We start from the raw sequence: 25,318 nt of genomic DNA, 5'->3' as shown, positions 1-25,318 counted from the left end.
GCCGAGGTTATCGGGCCGACGTGTCGGCCACGTTTCCGTCATCCGACAGCCGGGCACGCAGCCCGCTCGCGCGCAACGCCTGCCGCGCGATCGCCGCGCGGACCGCCGACTCCGACCCGATGACGCGCACGCGTCGCTGTGCGCGGGTGACCGCGGTGTAGAAGAGCTCGCGCGTCAGCAGCCTCGACTCCTCGTCGGGCAACAGCACGGTGACCTCGTCGGCCTGGCTGCCCTGCGACTTGTGGATCGTCATCGCGTGCATGGTCTCCACGTCGCCGAGGCGGGACGGAGCCAGCTCGAGGAACCCGACCCCCGTCGCGATGGCTGCGCGCGGCCCCGACGGGCTGGCGACGACCACGCCGGTGTCGCCGTTGTAGACGCCGAGCGTGTAGTCGTTGGACGAGACCAGCAGCGGCCGGCCGAGGTAGGCGGCGTCGTGCACGGGCTCGCCTGTCTCGGTGGTGAACCACTGCTCGATGCGCCTGTTCCAGTGGCGTACGCCGAACGGGCCGTCGCGGTGCGCGCACAGCAGGCGGTGCCGCTCGAGCGCCTCCAGCGCCCGCTGGGCGTCACCGGCCGCCGCCGCGTCGTGCACGGCGAGGGCATGGGGCAGCACCGCGGAACGGATCGTGCGTGCGGGGTCGCCGTCGCGCACCCACTCGACCGCCTCGCCGCCGGCGCGCAGCGCCGCGACCGCCCGGTCGGCGTCGCCGAGGCGCAGCGCCTCGGCGAGCTCGCCGATCTCGGCGCCGTAGCGGTGCGCGGTGCGCAGGGCCGCGACCGGGCTGTCGGGGCGGTGCTCGTAGCCGCGCACGAGGTCGGTGAGGACGGCGCCGGCGTCGACGGAGCTGAGCTGGTCGGGGTCGCCCACCAGCACCAGCCGGGCCTCCGGGCGGACCGCCTCGAGCAGGCGCGCCATCATCGTCAGCGACACCATCGACGCCTCGTCGACCACGACGAGGTCGTGGGGCAGGCGGTTGCCGCGGTGGTGGCGGAAGCGGGTGCTGTTGCCGGGGTGCTGCCGCAGCAGGCGGTGCAGCGTCATCGCCGACACGTCGGCCAGCCGGCCCTGGTCGGCCGGCCCGAAGCGGGCGGCGGACGCGCGCACCGACTGCTCGAGCCGCGCGGCAGCCTTGCCGGTCGGCGCGGCCAGCGCGATGCGCAGCCGCTGGCCCCGGGCCTCGGCCTGCTCGACGAGGACGGCCAGCAGGCCGGCGACCGCCGTCGTCTTGCCGGTGCCGGGGCCGCCGGTGACCACGGTCGTGGCCTGCGTGGCAGCCCGCCGGCAGGCCTCGCGCTGCTCGTCGGACTCCGCTGTGGGGAAGACGCGCACCAGCGACTGCTCGAGCAGCGCGGTGTCGACGGCGTGCGCCACCCGCCCCCGCTCGCGCAGATCGCCCAGCACCTGGGTCTCCTGCTCGTGGTAGCGGTCGAGGTAGACCAGCCCGTGGTCCACGCGCACCACCCCGGCGGCCAGCAGCGGGCTCGCCGCCACGGCCGCGGACCACCGCTCGGGCGTCGGCCACGGCAGCCCGAGGTCCGCGAGGGAGGACGGCACGGCCACCAGGTCGAGGCAGACCGAGCCGTGGCGCACGGCCCGCACGGCGAGGGCGACCGCGAGCAGGACGGACTCGTCCCGTTCGCCGGCGAGCCGCCCGAGCGTCATGGCGACGTGGACGTCGGCCGAGGTCAGCACCCCGGCGGTGTTGAAGGTGTGCAGCAGCCCGTGCGCGGCGAGCGCCAGGTCGCGGTCGTGCGCGTCGACCGGCTCGAAGACCTCGCTCATGGCCTCACCACCCCGTCGAGCAGGTCGGAGAGCTCCTCCACCAGTGCCACGGGTGGGCGCCACGAGAAGACACCGCACGGCATCCCGTCGACCACCGGGGTCTCGGGTCCGCACATGCCGCGGAGGTAGAGGTAGAGCACCCCGCCGAGGTGGGTCGCGGGGTCGTAGTCGGGCAGTCGCCACCGCAGGAAGCGGTGGAGCACGACGGTGTAGAGCAGTGCCTGGAGCGGGTAGTCGGAGTGGGCCATCGCCTCGTCGAGCACCTCGGGGCGGTAGTCGTGGGCGGTGAGCGGCTGGTCCATCGGGCCGAGCCAGTTGGTCTTGTAGTCGACGGTGAGGAAGCGCTGGGCGCCGTCGACGTCGACGCGCAGCACCACATCGATCGAGCCGGTGAGGTAGCCGCGCAGCGACTGGGACGCCAGCTCGGCGTCACCGTCGAGGGCATCGGCGTAGACCCGCACCGCGTCGCCCTCGGGCAGGTGCCGGCGCAGCAGGGGCACGAGGTCGCCCAGGCGTACGTCGACGGGCGCGGCCACCGTGTCGCCGCCGGCGAGCGGGACCTCGAAGTCGAGCTCGCGCAGCCGGTCGGTCAGGCCGAGTGAGAGCAGCGTGCGGTCGGCGGCGAGCGGTCCGAGCGGGCTCGAGCACACGGCGACGAGCGCGTCGGCGAGCGCGACCGGATCGAGGTCGACCGGCCACCAGACCAGCTGCTCGCGCACGTGCCGGAGCAGCTCGGCGTGGACGTCGTCGGCGCCCGGGTCGGCGTGCTCGAGCACCGCGTGGACCAGCGACCCGAAGGTGGCGCCGACCGGCAGGGTGGCCATCGGCGACGGCACCGCGGCGGCCGCGAGGTCGCCCTCGGCCGCCGCGGCCAGCTCTTCGGGCGAGACCTCTGCGTCGGCGCTCGCCCCCAGCTCGGCCTCCATCTCCGGCTCCGACAGCGCGGCGGCGGCGTGGGCGGCGCTGGTCGCGGAGAGGGAGGAGTAGGACGTACGCCGCCAGGAGGTGTCGACCTCCCGGCCGAACGAGCGGACGGCCAGGCGCTCGGTCGAGCCCTGGAGCGGGGTCGGGTCGGGCGGGGTCAGTGTGGCGAGCTCGACGCTCGGCCCGCCGGCCTGCTCCCACGCGGACAGGATGGACATCAGCCGGTCCTCGTCGACCAGTGCCTGGCTGTCGGGCACCGGCGCCATCCCCGGACGGCGGCCGAGGAGCATCCGGTGCAGCGGGGAGTCGGGGGTGTTGCGGTCGGCGGCGGCGTACCACGCCACGACCTGGGACTGGGCGCGCGTCATCGCGACGTAGAGCAGACGGAGCGACTCGCCCGCGTCCTCGCGCCAGTGGCGGCGTACGGCGTCGCGGTGGAACGTGCTCGCCCCGCCGACGTCGCGGCACCGGCGGCCTGCGTCGTCGTGGAAGAGGGGCACGGCCGGGTCACGGCCGGTGAAGCGGTTCCACAGGGTGGGGAGGTAGACGACGGGCCACTGCAGGCCCTTGCTGCCGTGGATGGTGACGAGCTGGACGGCGGCGGCGTCGGAGTCGAGGCGGCGGGTGCGCTCGGAGGCGACCTCGAGCTTGTCGTCTGCCACCTGCTCGCGCAGCCAGGCGAGCAGGCCGACGAGCCCGAGCCGCTGCTCGGTCGACACCCGCAGCAGGGACTCGCCGGTGTGGCGCAGGTCGGTCAGCGTGCGCTCGCCGCCGACGCGGCCCAGCACCCGGGCGGTCAGCCCCTCGACCGCGGCCACCTCCACCACGGCCGCGACGCCTCGCCGGGTGAAGACGTCGGCCAGGGTCCGGACCCGAGCCGCGAGCTGGTCGGTCAGCCGGTCGCCACCGGCGTCGAGCGAGACCGCGTCGTGGCCGAAGAACGACGTGAGCGCGGCGGCGCGCACCCGGTCGGCGCGGTGCGGCTGCTCCATCGCCTCGAGCAGCGTGAGCCACTCGCCCGCGGCGGGGGTGTGGAAGACCGACCCACCGGCGTTGACCACCGAGGGCACGCCGACGTCGGCGAGGGCCGCCTGGACCGCCTCGAGCTCGTTGCGCCGGGCGGCCAGCACGGCGATGTCGCCGGGCTTGAGGTCCCGGCCCTCGAAGCGGGCGCCCGCGTCGATGAGCCGCTTGATGTCGTGGGCGGTGTCGGTGACGACGTGGTCGCGCCACAGCGCCACCGGCGGTCTGGACCGCGGTCCCTTGCCGAGCTCGGCGCGACGGACCACCCGCAGGCGGAAGGGCGCCCCGGCCCCCTCGAGGCGCGAGTGCGCGAGATGGGCCTCGACGGGGTGGACCACGATGCGCTCGTCACCGAGCTGGGCGCCCTGGAGGACCGCGTGGACGGCGTCGAGAAGCGGGCGGTCGGAGCGCCAGTTGACGCCGAGGGTCTGGGTCGTGGTCGCGGTGTCGGCGGCCTGGAGATAGGTGACGACGTCGCCGCCGCGGAAGGCGTAGATCGCCTGCTTGGGGTCGCCGATCAGCACCATCGTGGTGGTCTCGGAGAAGGCACGCCGGAAGACCTGCCACTGCACCGGGTCGGTGTCCTGGAACTCGTCGATCAGCACGAACTTCCACCGGTGCTGCATCCGTCGTCGCGCGGCCGCGTCGACGTCCTCGAGGGCGTCGGCCAGCTGGCTCAGCAGGTCGTCGTAGCTCAGCACGCCGAGGCGGCGCTTGCGGCGCTCGACCTCCTCCAGCACGTCGCACGCGAAGCGCACCCGCATCGCCGCCGACGAGTCGGGCGACGCGGTGAGCACGGCGGCGGGCTCGACGACGGCCCGAGGGTCGCCGATGACGTGGCGCGCGAGCTCCAGCGCCTCGGCGCGGCTCCACGGAGGGCGCGCCTCGGAGCCGAATCGGGCGAGGTAGAGGTCGTCGACGACCTCGGTGGTGAGCTGCTCGAGGTCCTCGACCAGGGTGGCGGAGGCGTCCGTGTCGCCCGCGACACCGAGGCTGCGGAGCACGAGCTGGCAGAACTGGTGGATCGTGGCGATGGTGGCCGCGTCGAAGGAGACCAGCGCTTGCGTCAGGCGGTCATGGCGGGCCTGGCGTCCGGTCGTGTCCGCATCGAGCAGCCACATGTGCAGCCGGTTGGCCGGGTCGGGCGCGCACGTGCCGGCGAGCAGCTGCACGGCCTCGTCGAGCTGGCGGCGTACGCGCTCGCGCAGCTCCTGGCTGGCGGCGCGGGTGAAGGTGACCACCAGCATCTCGTCGAGACGGACGTCGCCGGACGCGATGTGCTTGGCCACCAGTGCGGCGATGGTCCACGTCTTGCCGGTGCCCGCACTGGCCTCGAGGAGCGTCGTCCCCGGCTCGAGGTCGGCAGCGATGTCGAAGGTCTTCACAGTCCCCTCACCTGCTCGTGGCCGCCGTCGATGAGCGGGGCCCAGAGTGCCCAGGCGTAGTGGCCGAGCCGGTGCGGTCCGTCCTCGCCCGCCCGCGACACGGTGGCGAGGAGGGAGTAGTCGGCGTGCTCGCCGAAGGCGCGGACGTGCCAGGCGTCGGCGTCCTCCTTGGGGAAGCCGGCGTCGTTGAAGCGCGGCGTCTCCCACTCCGCGCGCGCCCGGACGTCCGCGTCGCCGTCGCTGCCGGCGAGCACCCGGCGGTGCTCCTCGGCCCACGCCAGCGAGGTCTTCACCGGCAGCGGGAGCGGTTCGCGCTGGCCGGCGTCGTAGAGGGCGACGAGCCCGCGCAGCCACTCCTGGGCCTCGTGCTGGGCGAGCGGGCCGATGAGCTGCACCTGGCCGCCGGTGCGGTGCTTGCCGATGGTGTGGACGGTCCAGTTCTCGTCGGGCGCCCCGGCCGCGAGGGCGAGGGCGTTGATCCATGCGGCGAGGCGGTGCTTGGCCGCGAGGTTGGAGAAGGACACCGACACCACGTTGTTGCCCCACACGTCGCCCACGGTGCCGGAGAGCCGTCGCCCGGCGCCCAGGTCGACGTCGACGTCGAGGGTGCGCTGCGGTCCACGCCGCAGCTCGAGCGCCTTCATCACCAGGGGGCGGACCACCTCGATGATGTCGTCGAGGACGCCCTTCCCGAGTGGTCCGGGCGGGAGCTGGCCGGTGACCTTGAGGGCCTCGCCGACGGCGATGGCATCGGCGCCGCCGAGCACCTCGGAGGCCAGGTGGTCGCCGACCGCCCACTTCTCCAGCGCGTCGAGCGTGATCGGGATGGCGTCCTTCACGACGTCGGCGTCGTAGGGGCGCGCGATCCGCAGCCGACGGAAGAACCCGCGGACGGGGTGGGCGAAGAAGTCGTGCAGGTCGGCCAGCGAGACGTCCTCGGTCGTGCCGGCGGCCGGCAGCGCGTGGGGCACCAGCACCCCCAGGGGGCGGCGCTCGTCGCGGGCCGCGCTCGCACCGGCGAGGGCGAAGCGGTCGAAGGTGAAGGGACCATCCCCGCGCAGCGCGCCGGCGACGAAGTTGTCCTCGTCGAAGGGCTGGAGCGGGTGCTGGGTGAGCACCCGGTCGCGCACGGGCGTCGCAGCGGTGCGGTCGAGGGCGTCGAGGAGCTCGCCGAGCGGCACGGCGGGCGGACGCTCGGCCCCGGTGTGCTCGCCGCGGCCGGTGTAGGTGATGACGAGCTTGTCGGTGGCCGCGACGATCGCGTCGAGGAAGAGCTGGCGGTCCTCGGCGCGCAGGTCGCGCTCGCCGGTGCGCGGGCGGCGCGCGAGCACGTCGTCGCCGTCGACGGTGGACACCCGCGGGAAGACGCCGTCGTCGAGGCCGACCAGGCACACCACCCGGTGCGGCACCGAGCGCATCGGGACCATCGTGCAGACGGTGAGCGTGCCGGTGCGGAAGTTGGCGCGCGTCGGGCGCCCACGCAGCCGCTGCTGGAGCAGGGCTCGTACGTCGGCCTGCCGCAGCCGGGTGCCGGTCCCCTCCGCCCCGGTCGCGATGCGTGCGACCTCGCGGTCGAACTGCGCCACCTGCCACGCGTCGGCCAGCGGCGTCGAGGTGAGGTGGTGCACCGCCTCGCCCAGCGCCGTGGTCCAGTCGGTGACGGTCGTGGCCTGCTCGGCGCGCATCACGAAGGTGTGGAGGCGCTCGACGAGCTCGGCGAAGCGTCCGACCAGGTCGAGGTCGCCGTCGCTCACGTCGTCGACCGGCACCGTGCCCGCGACCTGGCGGTGGTCGAGGCCGGACATCGCTGCGCCCAGCAGCACCCGGCGCAGCCCGGTGACCCACGTGTTGGCGTCGAGGCCGGCCAGGCCGAAGGTGCCGCGGTGCTCGGCGTCGTAGCCCCAGCGGATGCCGCTGACGTCGACCCAGTGCGCGATGCGCTCGAGCTCCTCGTCGCCGAGGCCGAAGCGTGCTCGCACCGGGTCGGCGCCGGCGACGTCGAGCACCTGGCTGGCCGTCATCCGGCCGCGGACGAGCTCGACGAGCTGCGCCGCGAGCGCCAGGAGCGGGTTGGTGGCCGCGAGCGAGCGGTCGGCCAGCCGTACGCGGAGCCGGTGGCCCGGGTGCCCGGCTCCCTCGCCGGCGACGTCGGCCATGCCGAAGGCCGCGGAGATCAGGGGGGCGTAGGTCTCGATGTCGGGGACCATCACGAGGATGTCGCGGGGCTCGAGGGTCGGGTTGTCCTCCAGCAGCCCCACCAGCACCTCGCGGAGCACGTCGACCTGGCGCGCCGCACCGTGGCAGGCGTGCACCTGGACCGAGTCGTCGGTGCCGGTGCGGCCGGCCCTCTCGTCGGGACCGGGGGCGCTGTTGGCGCGCAGGTCGTGCTGGAGCCATCCCAGCAGCGTCGGCACCGGCGCCGGCGGGGCCCCGACCGAGGTGGTCGGCAGGTCGCCGAGGGTGCGGCGCAGCTCGCGCGCGTCACGGCCCAGCGAGCCGAGCAGGGGATGCCCGACCAGGGCCGCTGAGTCGTCGACGCCACGGGGCACCTGCCCCTCGCGTGCGGTCGGCGCGAGCGACTCCCACAGCGCCGTCGAGGCCTGCGGCAGCCACAGGTGGACCTCGCGGAGCTCACCGAGCGCCCTCAGCAGCGCGACCTCCGTCTCCGGCAGCCGGGTGTGGCCGAAGAGCGAGAGCCGCGGCGGCAGGTCGAGGTCGTCGCCCCCGCTGCGCAGCCGGGCCACGGTCTCGGCATGGCGTACGTCCGGGGGTGGGTCGCCGACGGCGTCGAGCAACCGGCGCCAGAGGTCGGCCTGCCAGGCGAGGTCGGCGTCGAGCTCGCCGCCGGCGCCGTCGGAGCGCCCGCCCGCGCGCCAGTCGGCCAGCAGCGCCGGGCGCTGCACGGCGTAGGAGGAGAACAGCCCGGCCAGCCGCCGCGCCACGGCGTAGCGCCGTGCAGACCGGTCGTCGTCGGGGTCCCCGCCACCGAGGTGGGCGGTGAGGTCCTCGAAGCCGGCCGTGCCCATCACGTCGTCGATCACCGACAGCAGCGGCCACGCCATCCGGTCAGGGCTCCACGGGTCCTCGGCGTCCCGGTCGAGCAGCAGCGAGACCAGCGAGTGGGGCGTCACGAAGTCGACGCCCGCGCAGACGCCGTCGCCGCCGCGGGGGCCGGTGCCGAGTCGGTGGGACAGGCGCTGGGTGAGCCAACGCTCGACCCCGCGGGCGGGCACCACCACGACCTCGCGGGCGAAGGGGTCGGGCAGGGGCATGACCAGCAGGTCGGCGAGGCCGTCGGCGAGGGCGTCGGTGCGCTCGGCCGTGTGGAGGTGCAGGGTCACGGGCGCCACCCTATGAGCGGCGACCGACAGCCGGGGTCAGCGCGCGAGGAAGTAGACCACCACGAGCAACGCCAGCACGATCAGCAGTCCGATGGGAGCGGCGGTGACCATCCAGGGGCGGCCGCTCTGCTCCGTGGGGTCGACCTTGTCGGGCTCGTGACGGGGGTCCATGACGTGTCGGTACCCGTGTCACGCCGTGCCATGCGGTCAGTCGTCGGGAGTCGCGCCGAGCGCCTTCGCCAGCTCGACCAGCGCCAGGGTGGTCGCCGACGCCAGCACCTCATCCGGGTCGCCCTCGAGGTGCACCTCGTGCGACCGCGTCCCCCGTCCGTCCGCGATCGCGAGGTGGACCGTCCCGGGTGGACGCCCCTCCTGGCTGCCCGGGCCGCCGACCCCGGTCATCGCGAGCCCGACGTCAGCGCCCAGCAGGCGGCGTACGCCCTCCGCCATCTGGCGCGCGCAGCGGTCGGTCACGACCGGGCCCGGATCCACGCCGAGCACCGTGTGCTTGACCTCGCTCGCGTAGGCCACGACCGCGCCGCGGTACCAGGAGGCGGCCTCGCTGCCGCGGCCGAGCGTTGCCGACAGCCGGCCCGCCGTCAGCGACTCCGCGACGGCGACACCCAGGCCGGCGGCCCCGGCCAGCCCGGCGATGCGATCCACCCACTGCTGGTCGTCCGCCGCGCAGGCGTCGTTGCCGCTCATGGCGCCGTCGTACCCGCGCGGGCGTCCGGACATGCGACCGCCGGCGGCCATCACGGGGGGAGGTGGCCGCCGGCGGTGGCGGTGGGGGTCGCCTCGGGCGACGCGTGTGCGGGCGGGTCAGCCCTTGAAGACGTCCTTGACCTTCTCGCCGGCCTGCTTGAGGTTGGCGCCGGCCTGGTCGCCCTTGCCCTCGGCCTCGAGCTGCTCGTCGTCGGTCGCCTTGCCGGTGGCTTCCTTGCCCTTGCCCTTGAGCTCCTCGGCCTTGTTGCCGATCTTGTCGTCGAGTCCCATGGTGGTTCCTCCTGCGTCTCGGGTGTGCGTCGGTGCCGACCGGGTGGTCACTGTCGAACCTGCCACGCGGGTGGGCACTCGGCGACACCCGTGCGGGTGGGTGCCGGTCAGGAACCGATCTGCCCCGGGGGAGTGGTGGGGGCCGGGGCCGGCACGACGCCGAGCTGCGGGCGCGGCGGCGGCGGGGTCTGGTGCTCGATCTCCTCGGCGCGCGACGCGTCCAGGCGCCAGATGCCGAAGCAGCCGACGATGGCCACGATGATGGCCACCGTCCCGATCAGGATCACTGTGCCCATGGGATTCTCCAGGTGTCTCGGGTGGGTTCCCTCTGGATGGTGCGAAAACCTCTACAGTCATGTATAGGTTATTTCCACACGTTGTACAAGGGTTGGACGAGATGAATCGTGGAGGCGTCATGGACACCGGAGCAACGGGTGGCTTCAGCATCGGTGTCCTGGCCGACCGGACCGGGCTGACCCCGGCTGTGCTGCGGACCTGGGAGAACCGGTTCGGCTTCCCGGCCGGCGAGCGCTCGCCCACCGGCCACCGCCGCTTCTCCGAGGCCGACGTCGAGCTCGTGCGCCAGGTGCTCGAGGTGCGCGAGTCCGGCGTGGGGCTCCAGGTCGCCATCGACTCCGTACGCCGCCGCCAGGAGCAGGGTGCGGTCGAGTCGGTCCACGCCGTGCTGTCGCGCGAGTTCCCGCACCTCGTCGTCCACCGGCTCGGACGACGGGCGCTGCTGGCCGCCTCGCACGCCATCGAGGACGAGGCGCTCGCCCGCGCCGACGCACCCCTGGTCCTCGGCACCTTCCAGGAGGGCCACAAGTTCGCCCGCTCCCGCCACCGCTGGGACGAGCTGGCGCGTACGGCGTCGTGGGCGGCGGTCGTGGCCGAGTTCGACGAGGCCCACCCTGCCGACCCGTCGGCGCAGCCCGCCCGGTGCCAGCTGCCGGAGCGCTCGCCCCTGCGCCGGGAGTGGACGGTGGTCACCGTCAGCGCCTCTCGCGCGGCCGTCGTCTCGGCGTGGGAGGTGCCGACCGCACCGGGGAGCACGCCGGTCTACGAGTCGGTCATCAGCACGCACCGTCCCGCCGCGCTGGCGGCGGCGCGGGTGCTCGTCGACGTCGCGCGGGCGTCCGGTGCGACGCCGCCCGCCTCGGCGACGGCGGTGCTCGACGAGCCGGCCCACGGCCCGGCGACGGCGGCGGTCGATGCGGACCGGATGTGGCTGCGCGCGCTCGCCCGGATGGACCCGCCCGGCTGACCGCCGTGCGTCAGTGGTGGCGCAACGCGTCGATCAGCTCGTCCTTGGTCATCGACGAGCGACCCTCGATGTCGAGCTCGGCCGCTCGCTCGCGCAGCTCCTCGACCGTGCGGTCCTCGTAGTCGGCCGCCTCGCCGCCGCGCTCACCGACCTTCGAGCGGCCCTGGGCGGCTGAAGCGTTCGCGATGCGCGCCGCCTTCTCCTTGCTCGCGCCGTCGTCACGCAGTGCCTCGTACACCTCGGCGTCCTTCACGGAAGGGCCCGGGTCCTGCTTCTTCTTCTCGGCCATCGCTCCACCGTGCCACCCCTCGCCGGTCTGATCCTCACCCGTCGGGAGGTGGGCACCGCGAGCGCGCTGAGTAGCGTCGCAAGGATGTCCGAGGACCACCGCACGCGCCGTGACGAGACGTCCGAGGAGCGTGCGGACCGCAACTGGCTCGAGCTCCTCCAGGAGCTGCGGGTGAGCCAGACCGGGGTGCAGCTGCTGGCCGGCTTCCTGGCCACGCTGCCGTTCCAGTCGCGCTTCGACGAGCTCGACGCCTTCCAGCGCGGGTGGTACGTCGGACTGCTCGCGCTGGCGTTCGCCACGGTCGGCGTGACGCTGGCCCCCGTCGCCATCCACCGCCACGTCTTCCAGGAGGGCGCGAAGCCCGAGCTCGTGCGTGCGGGACACCGCCTCACCTCGATCGCGCTGGCGCTCATCGCCGTCCTGCTCGGCGGGATCCTGTTCCTCGTCGTCGACGTCGTCTACGACCGGCAGGCCGCCGCGGCGGGCGCGGTGGCATCGGTGGTGGTCCTGGCGGGGCTGCTGCTGCTCCTGCCGGCGCGGGTGCTGCGGCGCAGCTGAGCGCTCAGCCGGCCTGGCGGTCGAGGCAGGCGCGCAGCTGGTCCACCGTCTTCGAGGCCAGCAGCGGGAGGTAGGCCTGGACGAGCGGCGAGGCCAGGCGCGAGAGGCCGGAGAAGGACATGCGTGCCGTGTAGGCGACCTGCGCGCCGCCGCTCGTCGGGGTGATCTCGAAGATGTCGTGGCCCTCGAACGACTCGTTGGTGCCGCGCAGGTGCACGCGTGTCGGCACCACGACCTCAGCGGCGGTGTAGGTGATCTCGACGGTGCGTCCGAGGAAGGACGAGACGTTTCGATAGGTCGTGCCGACCCCGCCGTCGCCGCTGGTGCGCTCGCAGGTGCGGGTGCCCGGGTCCCACTCCTCGGCCGTGCGGAAGTCGGCGAGGTAGGCGTGCGCCGCCTCGGGAGAGGCGGTCGTCGCGAAGGTGCGGGTGATGGAGGGCATGGGCCCACCGTAGCCAGCGGCCACCTCCCTTCGGCTGGTGTCCGCCTTGGTCCGGCCTCCTAGCGTGGTGGCATGGCGAAGAAGACGACTCGTTCCGCGACCACCTCGGTGTCCAGCGACGCCGACGCCCCGCTCACCGTCCCCGGTCTGGACGCCTCGACCGGCCACCGCGTGGCCGACGCCCTCCAGATGCGGGTGCACGCCCTCAACGACCTGGCGCTGACCCTCAAGCACGCCCACTGGAACGTCGTGGGCCCGCACTTCATCGGCGTCCACGAGATGCTCGACCCCCAGATCGACGGCGTGCGCGAGATGATCGACGTGCTCGCCGAGCGCATGTCGACCCTCGGGGTTCCGCCGAACGGCCTGCCGGGTGCCCTCGTGGCCGCGCGCACCTGGGACGACTACGACCTGACGCGTGCCGACACCGCGGCCCACCTCGCAGCGCTCGACCTCGTCTACACCGGGGTCATCGAGGACCACCGCGCCGCGATCGAGGCCGTGGGCGACGACCCGGTGACCGAGGACATCGTGATCGGCCAGACCGCCGACCTCGAGCAGTTCCAGTGGTTCGTGCGCGCGCACCTGCAGGGCGTCACCGGCGAGCTGGCGACCACCGGCGCTTCCGGCGAGGTCGAGGCTGCCGAGAAGGTGTCGCGGCGCTCTCGCAAGCGCTGAGCACTCAGCAGCACGCAGGCTTCTCACCCGGGGCGGCTGGACCAGTGGTCCAGTCGCCCCTACGCCTGTCAGGCGGGCGGCGACCCTCGCTTCGGTAACGAACCGCTAACGGCTCGGCCGCGCTCTGGACGTGACGACGATCACTTCATATGTTGTTCCGCACAACATATGTACGTCGGCCCAGTGTCCCACGACCGGCCGACGTGCGATTGAAATCGCTAGGAGGCGGTTCGCGTGAAGCGGAAGCACAATTTGGTCCTCGTCCCCCTGCTGGGTGCCGCCATGGCCCTCACGGCCTGTGGCAGCGACGACGGCGACACCGGCTCTGACGCCGGCGACAGCGGCAGCGGCGACGCCGCCGGCAAGATCGGCGTGATCCTCCCCGACACCGAGTCGTCGGTGCGCTGGGAGAGCGCGGACCGCCCCGCCCTCGAGGCGGCCTTCGAGGAGGCCGGCGTCGACTACGAGATCCAGAACGCCGAGGGCGACGCGGAGAAGATGACCACGATCGCCGACAGCATGATCGGCAGCGGCGTCACGGTGCTTGCGATCGTCAACCTCGACTCCGAGTCGGGCGCGGCGATCCAGGAGAAGGCCGCGTCGCAGGGCGTCGCCACCATCGACTACGACCGCCTCACCCTCGGTGGCACGGCGGAGTACTACGTCTCCTTCGACAACACCGTCGTCGGTGAGCTGCAGGGCCAGGGCCTCGCGGACTGCCTCGGCGACGAGGACGCGAACATCGTCTACCTCAACGGCTCGCCCACCGACAACAACGCCACGCTCTTCGCCGAGGGCGCGCACAGCGTGCTCGACGAGATGAGCAACTACACCGTCGTCGGCGAGCAGGCCGTCCCGGACTGGGACAACGAGCAGGCCGCCACGATCTTCCAGCAGCTCTACACCGCCGCTGACGGCGACGTCGACGGCGTGCTCGCCGCCAACGACGGTCTCGGCGGCGCCGCGATCAGCATCCTCGAGGGCGCTGGACAGGACGGCGAGGTCCCGGTCACCGGTCAGGACGCCACCGTCGAGGGCCTGCAGAACGTCCTCGCGGGCACGCAGTGCATGACGGTCTACAAGTCCGCCACGCAGGAGGCGCAGGCCCTGGCCGACGTCGCGATCGCCCTTGCCAACGGTGAGGAGGCGGAGGTCACCGGCACCACGGTCGACTCCTCGGACAACAGCGAGGTCGACTCGATCCTTCTCGAGCCGCAGGCGATCACCAAGGACAACGTCGGCGACGTGATCGAGGACGGTGGCCAGAAGGCCGAGGACGTGTGCGTCGGCGAGTTCGCCGACCTGTGCGCCGAGGCCGGCATCTCCTGATCCACTGACCGGCTGATCAGATCCACCTCGGACGACGCCCGGGCCGACCCCGGCCCGGGCGTCGTACTTGTCCACCCGCACAACAAATTCTTCGTGATCGGAAGTGAATCCCATGGTTGAGCCGCTGCTCGAGCTCCGTGGAGTCAACAAGAGCTTCGGCGTGGTGCACGTGCTGCACGATGTCGACTTCGCCGTCTATCCCGGACAGGTCACCGCACTCGTCGGCGACAACGGCGCCGGCAAGTCCACCCTGGTCAAGATCATCGCGGGCATCTACGGCCGCGACTCCGGCGAATACCACTTCGACGGCAAGGCGGTCGAGGTCCACGGGCCCCGCGACGTCGCCGCCCTCGGCGTCGAGGTCGTCTACCAGGACCTCGCGCTGTGCGACAACCTCGACATCGTCGAGAACATGTTCCTCGGCCGCGAGGAGACCACCCGTCTCGGGCTCGACGAGGTCACCATGGAGACCCGGGCGCGCGAGACCCTCGCGTCGCTGTCGGTGCGCACGGTCAAGTCCGTGCGCCAGAGCGTCGCCAGCCTCTCCGGCGGGCAGCGCCAGACCGTGGCGATCGCCAAGGCCGTGCTGTGGAACTCCAAGGTCGTCCTCCTCGACGAGCCGACCGCAGCCCTGGGTGTGGCGCAGACCCGCCAGGTCCTCGACCTCGTGCGCCGCCTCGCGGACCGGGGTCTCGGCGTCGTGCTGATCTCCCACAACATGGGCGACGTCCTCGAGGTCGCCGACCGGATCACCGCCCTCTACCTCGGGCGGGTGGCGGCCGACGTCCCCGCGAAGGACCTCACCCACAGCCAGATCGTCGAGCTCATCACCGCCGGACGCTCGGGCGACCTCGGCATCGCCGACCCCGCGACCGCGACCGTCTGAGAAGGACCGGAGACCTCACCATGACTGCTCACACCGACACCGCGTCCGCGCCGGCGCCCGCCTCGAGCGGGTTCGACAACGACAACCGCCAGGCCGCCACCATCGGTGACGCCGCGCGCGACTACGTCAACCGCCTGCGCGGCGGCGACATGGGACTGCTCCCGGCCATCCTCGGGCTCGTCGCGCTGCTCGTGATCTTCGCCTCGCTCAACGACCGGTTCCTCACGACCTACAACATGGCCAACCTGGTCATCCAGGCGAGCTCGATCATCGTCCTGGCGATGGGCATCGTCTTCGTGCTGCTGCTCGGCGAGATCGACCTGTCGGCCGGTGTCGCGGGAGGTGCGTGCGCGACGATCACCGCGCTCATGCTCATCGACTACGACTGGACGTGGTGGATGGCGACGCTCGCCGGCGTCGCGTTCGGCGCGGTGATCGGCCTCGCCATCGGCTCGCTGGTGTCCTTCCTCGGCATCCCGTCCTTCGTCGTGACCCTCGCGTTCTTCCTCGGACTGCAGGCGGTCCCGCTCAGGCTCATCGGCTCCGGTGGCTCGCTCCGCTTCAACGACCCCGTGCTGCGTGGCATGTCGATCAAGAACGTGCCCGTGACGGCCGGTTGGATCGCCGCGATCGTGATCGTGGTTGCCTTCGCCGCCCTGTCGCTGTGGCGCTACCGTTCCCTGTCGGCCAAGGGCCTGGTCCACGCGCCCATCGGCCTCGTCGTGATCAAGATCGCCGTCCTGGCCGCAGTCGTTCTCGGGCTGACCGCGCTGCTGAGCGCCAACCGCGCCCCCAACCCCGACCTCTTCGACATCAGCGGAGTCCCGTGGGTGGCGCCCGTCGTCATCGCCCTGCTGCTCTTCTGGACCTTCGTGCTGACCAAGACCCGCTTCGGACGACACCTCTACGCGGTCGGCGGGAATGCCGAGGCCGCGCGCCGCGCCGGCATCAACGTGCAGCGGGTCCGCATCATGGCCTTCGTCATCTGCACCTCGATGGCTGCGCTCGCCGGCCTCCTGTCCGCGTCCTACACCGGCAAGGTCTCCCCGGGCTCGGGCGGCGGCAACGTCCTGCTGTACGCCGTCGCGGCTGCGGTCATCGGCGGCACCAGCCTGTTCGGCGGTCGAGGCCGAGCGATCGATGCGGTCATCGGCGGCCTGGTCATCGCGACCATCTCCAACGGTCTGGGCCTGCTCAACCAGGCGGCGTACATCAACTTCGTGGTCACCGGCGGCGTCCTGCTGCTCGCCGCGAGCGTCGATGCGATCTCGCGCCGCCGCCGTTCCTCGGCCGGGGTCTAGGTCGACCACATGACCGCCCAGCGGCGCTCGGGCCTCGGCACCAACCAGGAGGCCGTCCGGCGCCACAACCTCGGGACGCTGCTGCGCCACGTCCACGGCGCCGGACAGATCTCCCGGGCCGAGCTCACCAGCCTGATGGGCCTCAACCGGAGCACCATCGCGGGGCTGGTCGGCGAGCTGGAGTCCTTGGGCATCTCCGAGCGGGCGACCCCCGCCGGAGGTGCCCGGCAGGGTGCCGGGCGCCCCTCGGCCGGGGTGGCGATCGCCGCCGACGGCCCGTGCGTCATCGCGGTGGACCTCGGGGTCGACCGGGCCGTGGTGGCCCGCGTCGGCCTCGGCGGCCGGGTGCTCCAGCGGGCCCAGGCGCCGGTGCCCGTCGAGGGCGAGGCGTGGCAGGTCGGCGCCTCGGTCGCCGCCCTCATCCGCGAGGTCGTCGAGGACGCCCCCGCTGCCTCGCCGCTGGTGGGCATCGGGATCAGCGTGCCCGGCATGGTGCGACGCAGCGACGGCCTGATCCGGCTCGCCCCCAACCTGGAGTGGCACGACGTGTCCTTCGGGGGCATCGTCCTGGCCGCACTGGGCCTCGACGTCCCCGTCTCGCTCGCCAACGACGCCGACCTCGGCGCGCTCGCCGAGCACACCCGCGGCGTCGGGGTCGGCATCGACGACCTGATCTACGTCTCCGGCAACGTCGGCGTCGGCGCCGGCGTGATCATGGGCGGGCACCGGCTCGAGGGTGCCGGCGGCTACGCCGGCGAGGTGGGCCACCTCCGCTTCGACCCCGGCGGTCGCCCCTGCCACTGCGGCAACCGCGGCTGCTGGGAGACCGAGGTGGGCGGCCACGCCATCGCCGAGGCCATCCACTGCCCGCCCGACAAGGTCGCGCAGCTCGACGAGGTGCTCGACGGCTTCGACTCCCCGTCGCCGGAGCTGCGCCGCACCGGAACCGCGATCGGGCACGGGCTGGCCAGCATCGTCAACATGTTCAACCCCCGACTGGTGGTGCTCGGCGGCTACTTCCGCTCGCTCCACCAGCTCGTCGGGACCGACATCGAGGCCGGACTGGCCGACCGGGCGCTGCCGGCGCCGCTGGAGTCGGTGCGGCTCACGCTGCCCGGCCTGGGCTCGGACTCGGCGCTGCTCGGTGCGGCCGAGATCGCGCTCGAGCCGCTCTTCGTCGACCCGGTGGCCGCGCTCGGGACCGCGCTGGTCGACGTACGCGCCCGGCTGGCCGGCTGACCGCCGAGGTCAGGACGTCAGGTCGAGCTCACCGCTGAAGACCGGCCCCAGTGACTGCTCGGCGGCGCCGAGGGCGGCCGCGCGGATCCCGAGCGTGCTGAGCCGCAGCTCGGGGCGCACCTGCACCGCGGAGGCCAGGCGCTCGTCGAGCGTGCGCCTCGCCGGGTCGAGTACCAGGTCGCCGAGCGGGGCGAAGTAGCCGCCGAGCACGACGACCTCCGGGTCGAGCACGCTGCTGAGCATCGCGATGCCGAGGCCCACGCCGCGCCCGACGCGCTCGAGACCGGCCCGCACCTCGGCGTCGGTGGCGGCCCGCTCGGCCACGGCCTCCGCCGTGCGCAGCGGGGTGTCGAGCTCGTGCATGCCGACCTCGGCGAGCATCGCGTGCAGGCCGACCGAGGCCTCCCAGCAGCCGTGACGGCCGCAGCCGCACAGGGCGGACGCGTCGCCGAGCGGCATGTGGCCCACCTCGCCGGCGAAGCCCGCGCCCCCACGCACCAGCTCGCCGTCCTGCACGATGCCAGCGCCGATGCCGACGGTGCCGGTGAGGTAGAGCGCGTGCGCGGCACCGCGTGCGGCGCCGTGGTGCGACTCGGCGTACGCCGCACAGTTGGCGTCGTTGCTCACCCGTACGACCGGCGTCGGTCCGGCGCCGAGGTCGGCCAGCGTGGCCGCGAGGTCGTCGGCCAGCCCGGCGCCGTCGAGGTGGAGGTTCGGCGCCCACGCGACGGTGCGGTTGTCCCCGCGCACCAACGCCGGCACCGCCACCGAGGCGCCGACCAGCCGCCGGCCGTCGCCCACCGCGGCGGCGTAGGCGTCACGGGCGAGGGCCAGGAGGTCGGCGGTGCCGCCGGTGACGGGCCGGCTCTCGCTGAGGACGACCCGTCCGGCCAGGTCCAGGACCACGGCGGAGGTGTAGTCGACGTTGAGCTCCAGCCCGAGGGCGACGACGTCCTCTCCGCGCAACGCGACCGGACGCCCGGGGCGGCCCCGCACCCCGGGGCGCGAGCCCTCCTCGGCCACCGCGCCGGCGGCCTGGAGGTCCGCGACGATCACGCCGACGGTGGCCTTGGCCAGACCGGTGTCCTTGGCGAGCTCGGCGCGGGTGGAGGGTCCACGGCGGCGCAGGGAGCGCAGGACCGCGGCCGTGTTGTCACGCCGCAGCCCCTCGGTGCCGGCGCCGCCGGGACGGTCCACGGTCAGCGGACGCCGTACAGGTGCTCGAGCGCCAGCTGGTCGAGGTGCTCGGTGGCAGCGCCGATCGTGGCCAGTGCCTCGGGGTCGGGCAGCTGCCACTCGAGCAGCTGCTTCCAGTCCTCGCCCTCGCCGAGGGTGGGCTGGGCCAGCTCGGGCAGGCGCGCGGCGACCAGCGCCTCCTGCACCTCGGGGTCGGCGCGGAAGGCCTTCACCTTCTCGCGCAGGATCAGGTAGTTGCGCATGTTGGCCGCGGCCGACACCCACACGCCGTCCTCGTCCTCGATGCGCGAGGGCTTGTAGTCGAAGTGCACGGGGCCGTCGTAGCCGCCGGCGAGCAGCACGTCGACGATCCAGAACGCGCCGCGCACGTTGCCGGCGCCGAAGCGCAGGTCCTGGTCGTACTTCGGGCCGTTCTGGCCGTTGAGGTCGATGTGGTAGAGCTTGCCGGCCCACAGCGCCTGGGCGTATCCCGCCGCGGCGTTCATGCCGGCCATCTCCTCGTGCCCGATCTCCGGGTTCACGCCCACCAGCTCGGGGCGCTCGAGCTCGTTGATGAAGGCCAGCGCGTGCCCGATGGTGGGCAGCAGGATGTCGCCGCGGGGCTCGTTGGGCTTGGGCTCGATCGCGAAGCGCATGTCGTAGCCCTTCTCGGTCACGTAGTCGCCGAGGAGGTCGAAGGCCTCCTTCATGCGGTCCAGCGCGACGGTGGTGTCCTGCGAGGCGCCGTACTCCGCGCCCTCGCGCCCGCCCCACGCGACGTAGACCTTGGCGCCGAGCTCGGCGGCCAGGTCGATGTTGCGCATCACCTTGCGCAGCGCGAAGCGACGGATCTCGCGGTTGTTGTTGGTGAAGCCGCCGGCCTTGAAGACCGGGTGGCTGAAGAGGTTGGTGGTCGCGGTGGTGACGACCAGGCCGGTGTCCTCGAGGCCCTGCTTGAAGCGGGCGATGATCGTGTCGCGGGTGGCGTCGTCGGAGCCGAAGGGGATCACGTCGTCGTCGTGGAAGTTCACGCCGTAGGCGCCGAGCTCGGCCAGCTTCTCCAGCGCGTGGACGGTGTCCATGGGCGGGCGGGTCGCGCCGCCGAACGGGTCGACGCCCTGCCAGCCGACGGTCCAGAGGCCGAACGAGAACTTGTCCTCGGGGGTGGGGGTGGGGATCTGGGTGGTCATGACGTGCCTTCCGTTGCAGGGGTCCAGGGGGCGGTGCGCTCACGGAGGTCGGCGTAGACCTCGCGGACGTGGGGGGTGGGGTCGGCCTCGAGCACGGCCGTCTCGGCGGCCGGCCACTCAGGGGGAGCGGGCGTCTGGGCGAGCGCCCAGGCGGCCTGCCGCGCGGCGCCGAGGGCGACGTACTCACCCGACGGCGGCAGCGTGACGGACGCGCCGAGGATCGCCGGGGCCAGGGCCCGCAGCGCGGGGCTCTTCGTGGCTCCGCCGACCATCAGCAGGCGGCGCGGCTGCTCGCCGGTGGCGGCCACGAGCCGGTCGACGGCGTCGGCGAGCGAGCAGAGCAGCGCCTCGTACGCCGCCCGCGCCAGGTCGGCGCGGGTCGTGCGGGGCGTGAGCCCGGTCCAGGTGCCGACGGCGTCGGGACGGTTGGGGGTGCGCTCGCCGCCGTAGTAGGGCAGCAGGGTGACGCCGCCCGCGCCGGGGGTGGAGGCGAGGGCGAGCTCGGCGAGGCCGTCGTGGTCGACGCCGAGCCACTGCGCCTGGAGGTCGAGGATCCCGGCGGCGTTCATGGTCGTCACCATCGGCAGGTAGCCGCCGCTCGCGTCGGCGAAGCCGGTGACCACGCCCGTGCCGTCGGCGACCGGGACCGTGCTCACCGCGGAGGCGACGCCGGAGGTGCCGACCGAGATGAGCACGTCGCCGGGACGCAGCGCCATCCCCAGGGCGGCGCCCATGTTGTCGCCAGTGCCTCCTGCGACCAGGGCTCCGCCGGGGGTCTGCGCCGCCGCCGTGCCCGGGGCGACGACCCGCGGCAGGTCGGCCGGCCTGCCCAGCGCGCGCTCGAGCAGGTCCGGGCGCCAGTCGCCCTGGGCCGTGGCGAAGTAGCCGGTGCCGGAGGCGTCACCGCGGTCGGTGAAGGCCGCCGTGCCCGGGGCGGCCAGGTGGAGCGAGACGTAGTCGTGGGGGAGCAGGACCGACGCCACGCGGGCGGCCCGGTCGGGCTCGTGGTCGCGCAACCAGCGCAGCTTGGTGACGGTGAAGGAGGCGACCAGCACGCTGCCGACCGCGTCGGCGCACTCTTGCGGACCGCCCATCTCGGCGATCAGGTCGTGGGCGGCGCCTGCGGAGCGGGTGTCGTTCCAGAGCAGGGCGTCGCGCACGGGCTCGCCGTCGGCGTCGAGAGCGACCATGCCGTGCTGCTGGCCGGCGACGGAGACCGCGTCGGCCCGCTCGAGCAGGTCCTGCGTCGCGTCGTCGACCGCGCCCAGCCAGGCACGCGGATCGACCTCGGTGCCGGGCGGGTGCGGAGCGGTCCGGGCGTCGACCACGCGCCCGTCGTCGGTGTCGACGAGGAGCGCCTTGGTCGACTGGGTCGATGAGTCGATGCCGAGCACGAGAGCCACGTCACTATTAAGTACGAGTCTCGAACTAATGTCAACAGGGTGCCCTCAGGTCGCGGTAGTCCACCGGCAAACGGCTGACGGCTCCGGCGCGGAACGACCGTTTCCCGGTGGACTACCCGACCGCTTTCCTAAGGATGTTAGGTTGTGACCTCACGAAAGAAGGAGGAGAGCCGTGCCGCGTGCGGGACTGACCGGCGACCGCCTTGCCGAGGCCGCTGCCGACCTCGCCGACGAGGTGGGCGTCGACGGGCTCAGCCTCTCGGCCCTGGCCCGTCGCTTCGGGGTGGCGGTCCCGAGCCTCTACGCCCATGTGAGCAGCCTGCGCGACCTCCAGGTGCGGGTCGCGCTGCTGGCTCTCGAGGAGAGCGCCGACCTCGTCGCCGCGGCCCTCGCCGGCGTCAGCGGGCGCGACGCCCTCACCGCCGTCGGTGGGGTCTGGCGCACCTATGCGCGCGAGCACCCGGGCCGCTACGCCGCGACCCGGCTGCCCCTCGACCCCGCCGCGGCCGCCGCCAGCGCCGGCCCGCGCCACGCCGACCTGGCCCGCGCCTCGCTGCGCGACTACGCCCTGTCCGACGCCGACGAGACCCACGCCGTACGCCTCCTCGGCGCCACCTTCCACGGCTACGCCGCGCTCGACGCGGCCGGCGCCTTCAGCCACGGTGCCCCGGGGGCACCGACGTCCGACGACACGTGGGAGCGCGTGCTCGACGGGCTCGACACCCTGCTCCGCTCCTGGGAGACCCGATGACCGACCCGACCCTGCTCGAGACCCTCGTGAAGGGTGCGCTCGAGCTCGAGCGCACCGACCGCGGCCTGCTGCCGCACCGCCTGCCTCCGTGGGCGCGGGCGCAGTCCGACGACCCGCAGCTCCACCTCGTCGAGGCCCAGCCCGCCGGCGTACGCCTCGCGCTGCGCACCACCGCCACCCGGCTCGAGCTCGACGTGCTGCCCACCAAGCGGCGCTACGTCGGCGCACCTGCGCGGCCCGACGGGTGGTACGACGTGCTCGTCGACGGCGTGCTGCTCAAGCGGCTCCAGGCACCCGGCGGCAACGTGCTCGACGTCGACATGATGACGGGGGCAAGCGCCTTCACCGCGGGTGAGCCGACGTCCCTCGTGATCGCGCTTCCCGCGGGCGCGAAGCAGGTCGAGGTCTGGCTGCCGCACGACGAGCAGACCGCGCTGGTCGACCTGCGCGCCGACGCACCCGTGACCGCCTTCGACGACGACCGGCCGCGCTGGGTCCACCACGGCAGCTCGATCAGCCACGGCTCGATCGCGACCCATCCCACCGAACCGTGGCCCGTGGTGGCGGCCCGCCTGGCCGGTCTCGACCTGGTCAACCTCGGCCTCGGCGGCAGCGCCCTGCTCGACCCCTTCGTCGCGCGCACGATCCGCGACACCCCGGCCGACCTGATCAGCCTCAAGCTCGGCATCAACCTGGTCAACCAGGACCTGCTGCGGCGCCGCGCGCTGGCACCGGCGGTCCACGGTTGGCTCGACACCATCCGCGACGGCCACCCCGACACCCCTGTCCGGTTGGTCTCGCCCGTGCACTGCGCCATCCACGAGTCGGTGCCGGGGCCCACCGTCCCCGACGCGGCGGCCTTCGCGGAGGGTCGGGTGGCCTTCGTCGCCGGCGGCGATCCCGAGCAGGTGGCCCGCGGGGCGCTCACCCTGGAGGTGGTGCGCGAGGTGCTCGCCGAGGTGGTCGAGCGACGCGGTGACCCGCACCTGTCGTACGTCGACGGGCTCGCGCTCTACGGCCCCGCCGACGAGGAGCGCCTCCCGCTGCCGGACAACCTCCACCCCGACTCCGCCGCCCACCGGCTGATCGGCGAGCGGTTCGCGGCGCTGGGGGACTGGTAGCGCCCTAGCATCGGCCCATGGCTCGCTACGGCGCTCAGTTCGGCCCGGACATCACGTTCCTCGGGGTCCCCGCGTGCGACCTCGACGACCCGGCGACGTACGCGGACGCCGACGTCGTCGTGGTGGGCGCGCCCTTCGACGGCGGCACGTCGCACCGGCCCGGCACCCGCTTCGGCCCGCAGGCGATCCGCATGACCGACTACCTCCCGCACGACGGCTCGCGGCCGAGCCTGGCGCTGCGCACCGACGGCCTGCAGGACCTGCGCGTGGTCGACGCCGGCGACGTCGAGATGCCGCCCGGCGACATCGAGCGCGCCCTCGGGGTGCTGGAGGCGGCGGTGGAGAAGGTCGCCCGCGCCGGCGCCATCCCCGTCGTGCTCGGCGGCGACCACTCGATCGCCTTCCCGGACGCGAAGGGCGTGGCCAACGTCCTCGGCCACGGCCGCGTCTCGATGATCCACTTCGACGCACACGCCGACACCGGCGACATCGAGTTCGGCTCGCTGTGGGGCCACGGCCAGCCGATGCGCCGCCTCATCGAGTCGGGCGCGCTGCGCGGCGACCGCTTCCTCCAGATGGGGCTGCGCGGCTACTGGCCCGGCCCCGAGACCCTCGACTGGATGGCCGCGGAGCAGATGCGGTCCTACGAGATGACCGAGATCGTCCACCGCGGGCTGACCGAGTGCCTCACCGAGGCGTTCGTGATCGCCACCGACGAGTGCGACGGCGTCTTCCTCTCCGTTGACATCGACGTCTGCGACCCCGGCCACGCGCCGGGCACCGGCACCCCGGAGCCCGGCGGCCTCAGTGCCCGCGAGCTGCTCGACGCCGTACGCCGCATCTGCCTCGAGCTGCCCGTCGTCGGCATCGACGTCGTGGAGGTCAGCCCTCCCTACGACCACGCCGACATCACGGCTGCGCTCGCCAACCGCGTCGTGCTGGAGGCGCTGTGCGCGATCGCGCGGAGGCGACGCGACGAGCGCGACGGCACGACCTGGGACCCGGCGCGCCCGCTGCTGGACCGCTAGGCCCAGACGTGGCTCCTGGCGGCTGTGGCGTAGTGACACCATGCGTGTGTGCCTGATGACGCAAGCACCCTCGTGGGACGTCCGCACTGGTCCGAGCGCTGGGCCTTCCTGGCGGGTGGCGGGCTGCTGCTGGCGGTCGGGCTCGCCAGCGTGTTCTGGAAGCAGAACCCGTGGGGTCTCGTCTTCCTGGTCGTCGGTGCGGCCACCCTGCTCGAGCTGCGACGCTGCGTCGTGGTGCGTGACGGCGAGCTCCGCGCCCAGGGTCGGTGGGCGCGCAGGACGGTCCCGCTGTCGAGCCTGCAGCAGGTGGCCGTGTCGCCGATGGCCGAGGTGTGGGTGCAGCCCGGATCCGGCCGGCCGTTCTACCTCCACATGGTGAGCCGCCTCGCCATCGGCTCGGCGCCGGGCGTGTGGGAGTTCCCGGTCCGGCTGCGTGAGCTGGCCGTCGCGAACGGCGCGCACCTCGCGGCGTGGGAGCCGGACGACACCCTCACGCCGCCCCCGGGCATCCACCCGGTGTTCAGCCGCTGATCCGTCCGGTCGGTCCTGCGCCGGGCTAGATCCCCAGCCCCAGCAGTCCGAGCGGCTCGGTCATCTCGGTCTCCTCGTAGGTGAAGTGCGACTCGAGGTCCGCGCGCAGGTCCGCCACGGCCACCACCAGGGCGTCGACGTGCGTCGGGTCGGAGAGCACGGCCACCGCGAGCTCGTCGACCCGCTCGAGGTGGGCGTGGATGTCGAGGTGCTCCTCGGCCAGCCGCGCCGCGACCGGGGCGTACGCCGCCAGGGTGGCGACGGCGGGGAACAGGTTCTGGTCCTCGATGGTGTGGTGCATCGTCAGGAATCGGCAGACCTGCTGGCACAGCCCCGACACCTGTTGCGTCGTGAGTGCGGGGGCCAGTCGGTGCAGGTGCTCGCGGACGGCACCCACGTCGAGCGTGCCCTCGCGGAGCTCGGTGACGGCCGCCGTCAGCTGGGCCAGCTGCTGGCGGAAGTGGTCGTGGATCATCCGCAGGTGGTCGCCGGCGTGACGCTGCGTCGGAGTCAGGTCCACCTGCCCGGCCACGCGAGGTCGGGTGGCGTCGGTCAAGTCCCCGGTAGTGGTGTAGCGCTGCGTTCTCCTTCGTGATGGGTCAGGCGGTCAGGGCTGGCAGATCATCAGCTCCGATCTCGGGGTCGTTGGTGGCGACGATGTTGACTCGGCAGCGGGC

Annotated in this window: 24 protein-coding genes; 11 read left to right on the top strand and 13 right to left on the bottom strand. The window is 73.4% G+C overall.

Annotation, left to right across the window (positions count from 1 at the left end; translation table 11 throughout):
* Nucleotides 1-7 precede the first annotated feature (7 nt).
* The 7 genes from recD to IRX98_RS21800 all read right to left on the bottom strand — a co-directional run bounded on the left by recD (nt 8) and on the right by IRX98_RS21800 (nt 9,751).
* Nucleotides 8-1,786, bottom strand: coding sequence for an exodeoxyribonuclease V subunit alpha (recD, locus tag IRX98_RS21825; RefSeq protein ID WP_224280387.1), 1,779 nt, complete (start codon nt 1,784-1,786; stop codon nt 8-10).
* Entirely contained in the window at nt 1,783-5,118 is a 3,336-nt protein-coding gene (locus tag IRX98_RS21820) for a UvrD-helicase domain-containing protein (protein WP_224280385.1), read from the bottom strand. Before IRX98_RS21820 ends, recD begins: the two co-directional genes overlap by 4 nt.
* Nucleotides 5,115-8,459, bottom strand: a complete 3,345-nt coding sequence (gene recC, locus IRX98_RS21815; RefSeq protein WP_224280383.1) for an exodeoxyribonuclease V subunit gamma — start codon at nt 8,457-8,459, stop codon at nt 5,115-5,117. Before recC ends, IRX98_RS21820 begins: the two co-directional genes overlap by 4 nt.
* 36 nt (nt 8,460-8,495) lie before the next feature.
* On the bottom strand, nt 8,496-8,630 hold the full coding sequence (locus IRX98_RS23240; protein WP_268929106.1) for a hypothetical protein: 135 nt from the start codon (nt 8,628-8,630) through the stop codon (nt 8,496-8,498).
* 36 nt (nt 8,631-8,666) lie between these two features.
* Entirely contained in the window at nt 8,667-9,164 is a 498-nt protein-coding gene (locus IRX98_RS21810) for a CinA family protein (protein ID WP_224280381.1), read from the bottom strand.
* Nucleotides 9,165-9,281: 117 nt separating this feature from the next.
* On the bottom strand, nt 9,282-9,455 hold the full coding sequence (locus IRX98_RS21805) for a CsbD family protein (RefSeq protein WP_224280379.1): 174 nt from the start codon (nt 9,453-9,455) through the stop codon (nt 9,282-9,284).
* Nucleotides 9,456-9,562: 107 nt separating this feature from the next.
* Nucleotides 9,563-9,751: a hypothetical protein gene (locus IRX98_RS21800; protein WP_224280377.1), complete on the bottom strand. Its 189-nt coding sequence runs from the start codon at nt 9,749-9,751 to the stop codon at nt 9,563-9,565.
* Nucleotides 9,752-9,870: 119 nt separating this feature from the next.
* Between IRX98_RS21800 and IRX98_RS21795 the strand changes: the two genes are divergently transcribed.
* Nucleotides 9,871-10,719 (top strand): DICT sensory domain-containing protein, encoded by an 849-nt coding sequence (locus IRX98_RS21795; protein WP_224280376.1) that lies wholly within the window; start codon nt 9,871-9,873, stop codon nt 10,717-10,719.
* Between the two features lie 10 nt (nt 10,720-10,729).
* On the opposite strand, the gene IRX98_RS21790 is transcribed toward IRX98_RS21795, so the two are convergent.
* Nucleotides 10,730-11,008: a DUF7218 family protein gene (locus tag IRX98_RS21790; protein ID WP_224280374.1), complete on the bottom strand. Its 279-nt coding sequence runs from the start codon at nt 11,006-11,008 to the stop codon at nt 10,730-10,732.
* Nucleotides 11,009-11,092: 84 nt separating this feature from the next.
* Here IRX98_RS21790 and IRX98_RS21785 point away from each other — a divergent pair, with 84 nt between their 5' ends.
* A complete protein-coding gene (locus IRX98_RS21785) occupies nt 11,093-11,566 on the top strand; it encodes a DUF6328 family protein (protein WP_224280373.1) in 474 nt (157 codons plus the stop codon).
* A gap of 4 nt (nt 11,567-11,570) precedes the next feature.
* Here IRX98_RS21785 and IRX98_RS21780 read toward each other — a convergent pair whose 3' ends face one another.
* Nucleotides 11,571-12,008 carry an SRPBCC family protein gene (locus IRX98_RS21780; RefSeq protein WP_224280372.1) on the bottom strand — a complete coding sequence of 146 codons (438 nt, stop codon included), beginning with the start codon at nt 12,006-12,008 and terminating at the stop codon, nt 11,571-11,573.
* A 72-nt stretch (nt 12,009-12,080) separates the two neighbouring features.
* On the opposite strand from IRX98_RS21780, the gene IRX98_RS21775 reads away from it, so the two are divergent.
* The 5 genes from IRX98_RS21775 (at nt 12,081) to IRX98_RS21755 (ending at nt 17,441) form a co-directional block, all read left to right on the top strand.
* Nucleotides 12,081-12,686: a Dps family protein gene (locus tag IRX98_RS21775; RefSeq protein ID WP_224280371.1), complete on the top strand. Its 606-nt coding sequence runs from the start codon at nt 12,081-12,083 to the stop codon at nt 12,684-12,686.
* 234 nt (nt 12,687-12,920) lie between these two features.
* Nucleotides 12,921-14,015, top strand: a complete 1,095-nt coding sequence (locus tag IRX98_RS21770; protein ID WP_224280370.1) for a sugar ABC transporter substrate-binding protein — start codon at nt 12,921-12,923, stop codon at nt 14,013-14,015.
* Nucleotides 14,016-14,127: 112 nt separating this feature from the next.
* The gene (locus IRX98_RS21765) at nt 14,128-14,901 is read left to right on the top strand and encodes an ATP-binding cassette domain-containing protein (protein ID WP_224280369.1); all 774 of its coding nucleotides are present in this window, start codon (nt 14,128-14,130) and stop codon (nt 14,899-14,901) included.
* 20 nt (nt 14,902-14,921) lie between these two features.
* Complete coding sequence (locus tag IRX98_RS21760) at nt 14,922-16,202, top strand: sugar ABC transporter permease (RefSeq protein ID WP_224280368.1); 1,281 nt, start codon at nt 14,922-14,924, stop codon at nt 16,200-16,202.
* A gap of 9 nt (nt 16,203-16,211) precedes the next feature.
* Nucleotides 16,212-17,441 (top strand): ROK family protein, encoded by a 1,230-nt coding sequence (locus IRX98_RS21755; protein WP_224280367.1) that lies wholly within the window; start codon nt 16,212-16,214, stop codon nt 17,439-17,441.
* Nucleotides 17,442-17,450: 9 nt separating this feature from the next.
* Here the strand turns inward: IRX98_RS21755 and IRX98_RS21750 are convergent, their stop codons facing one another.
* The 3 genes from IRX98_RS21750 to xylB are packed head-to-tail and all read right to left on the bottom strand — an operon-like array spanning nt 17,451 to nt 21,210.
* The gene (locus IRX98_RS21750) at nt 17,451-18,638 is read right to left on the bottom strand and encodes an ROK family transcriptional regulator (RefSeq protein WP_224280365.1); all 1,188 of its coding nucleotides are present in this window, start codon (nt 18,636-18,638) and stop codon (nt 17,451-17,453) included.
* A 2-nt stretch (nt 18,639-18,640) separates the two neighbouring features.
* Nucleotides 18,641-19,807, bottom strand: coding sequence for a xylose isomerase (gene xylA / locus IRX98_RS21745; RefSeq protein WP_224280363.1), 1,167 nt, complete (start codon nt 19,805-19,807; stop codon nt 18,641-18,643).
* Nucleotides 19,804-21,210, bottom strand: a complete 1,407-nt coding sequence (gene xylB, locus IRX98_RS21740; protein ID WP_224280361.1) for a xylulokinase — start codon at nt 21,208-21,210, stop codon at nt 19,804-19,806. Before xylB ends, xylA begins: the two co-directional genes overlap by 4 nt.
* Nucleotides 21,211-21,382: 172 nt before the next feature.
* Between xylB and IRX98_RS21730 the strand changes: the two genes are divergently transcribed.
* From IRX98_RS21730 to IRX98_RS21715, 4 genes are read left to right on the top strand one after another with little or no spacing between them, the layout of a single operon-like run.
* Nucleotides 21,383-21,961, top strand: coding sequence for a TetR-like C-terminal domain-containing protein (locus IRX98_RS21730; RefSeq protein ID WP_308045745.1), 579 nt, complete (start codon nt 21,383-21,385; stop codon nt 21,959-21,961).
* Nucleotides 21,958-23,082 (top strand): GDSL-type esterase/lipase family protein, encoded by a 1,125-nt coding sequence (locus IRX98_RS21725; protein ID WP_224280359.1) that lies wholly within the window; start codon nt 21,958-21,960, stop codon nt 23,080-23,082. Before IRX98_RS21730 ends, IRX98_RS21725 begins: the two co-directional genes overlap by 4 nt.
* A 17-nt stretch (nt 23,083-23,099) precedes the next feature.
* Nucleotides 23,100-24,110 (top strand): agmatinase, encoded by a 1,011-nt coding sequence (gene speB / locus IRX98_RS21720; protein ID WP_224280356.1) that lies wholly within the window; start codon nt 23,100-23,102, stop codon nt 24,108-24,110.
* A gap of 48 nt (nt 24,111-24,158) precedes the next feature.
* Nucleotides 24,159-24,641 (top strand): hypothetical protein, encoded by a 483-nt coding sequence (locus tag IRX98_RS21715; protein ID WP_207083538.1) that lies wholly within the window; start codon nt 24,159-24,161, stop codon nt 24,639-24,641.
* Nucleotides 24,642-24,666: 25 nt separating this feature from the next.
* On the opposite strand, the gene IRX98_RS21710 is transcribed toward IRX98_RS21715, so the two are convergent.
* Nucleotides 24,667-25,197 carry a hemerythrin domain-containing protein gene (locus IRX98_RS21710; RefSeq protein WP_224280354.1) on the bottom strand — a complete coding sequence of 177 codons (531 nt, stop codon included), beginning with the start codon at nt 25,195-25,197 and terminating at the stop codon, nt 24,667-24,669.
* Between the last annotated feature and the right edge of the window lie 121 nt (nt 25,198-25,318).

The sequence above is a fragment of the Nocardioides lacusdianchii genome, from assembly GCF_020102855.1.
Classification (GTDB): Bacteria; Actinomycetota; Actinomycetes; order Propionibacteriales; family Nocardioidaceae; genus Nocardioides; species Nocardioides lacusdianchii.
Note: the sequence above shows the minus strand (reverse complement) of the source record. Positions and strands in the feature narration are given on the sequence as shown.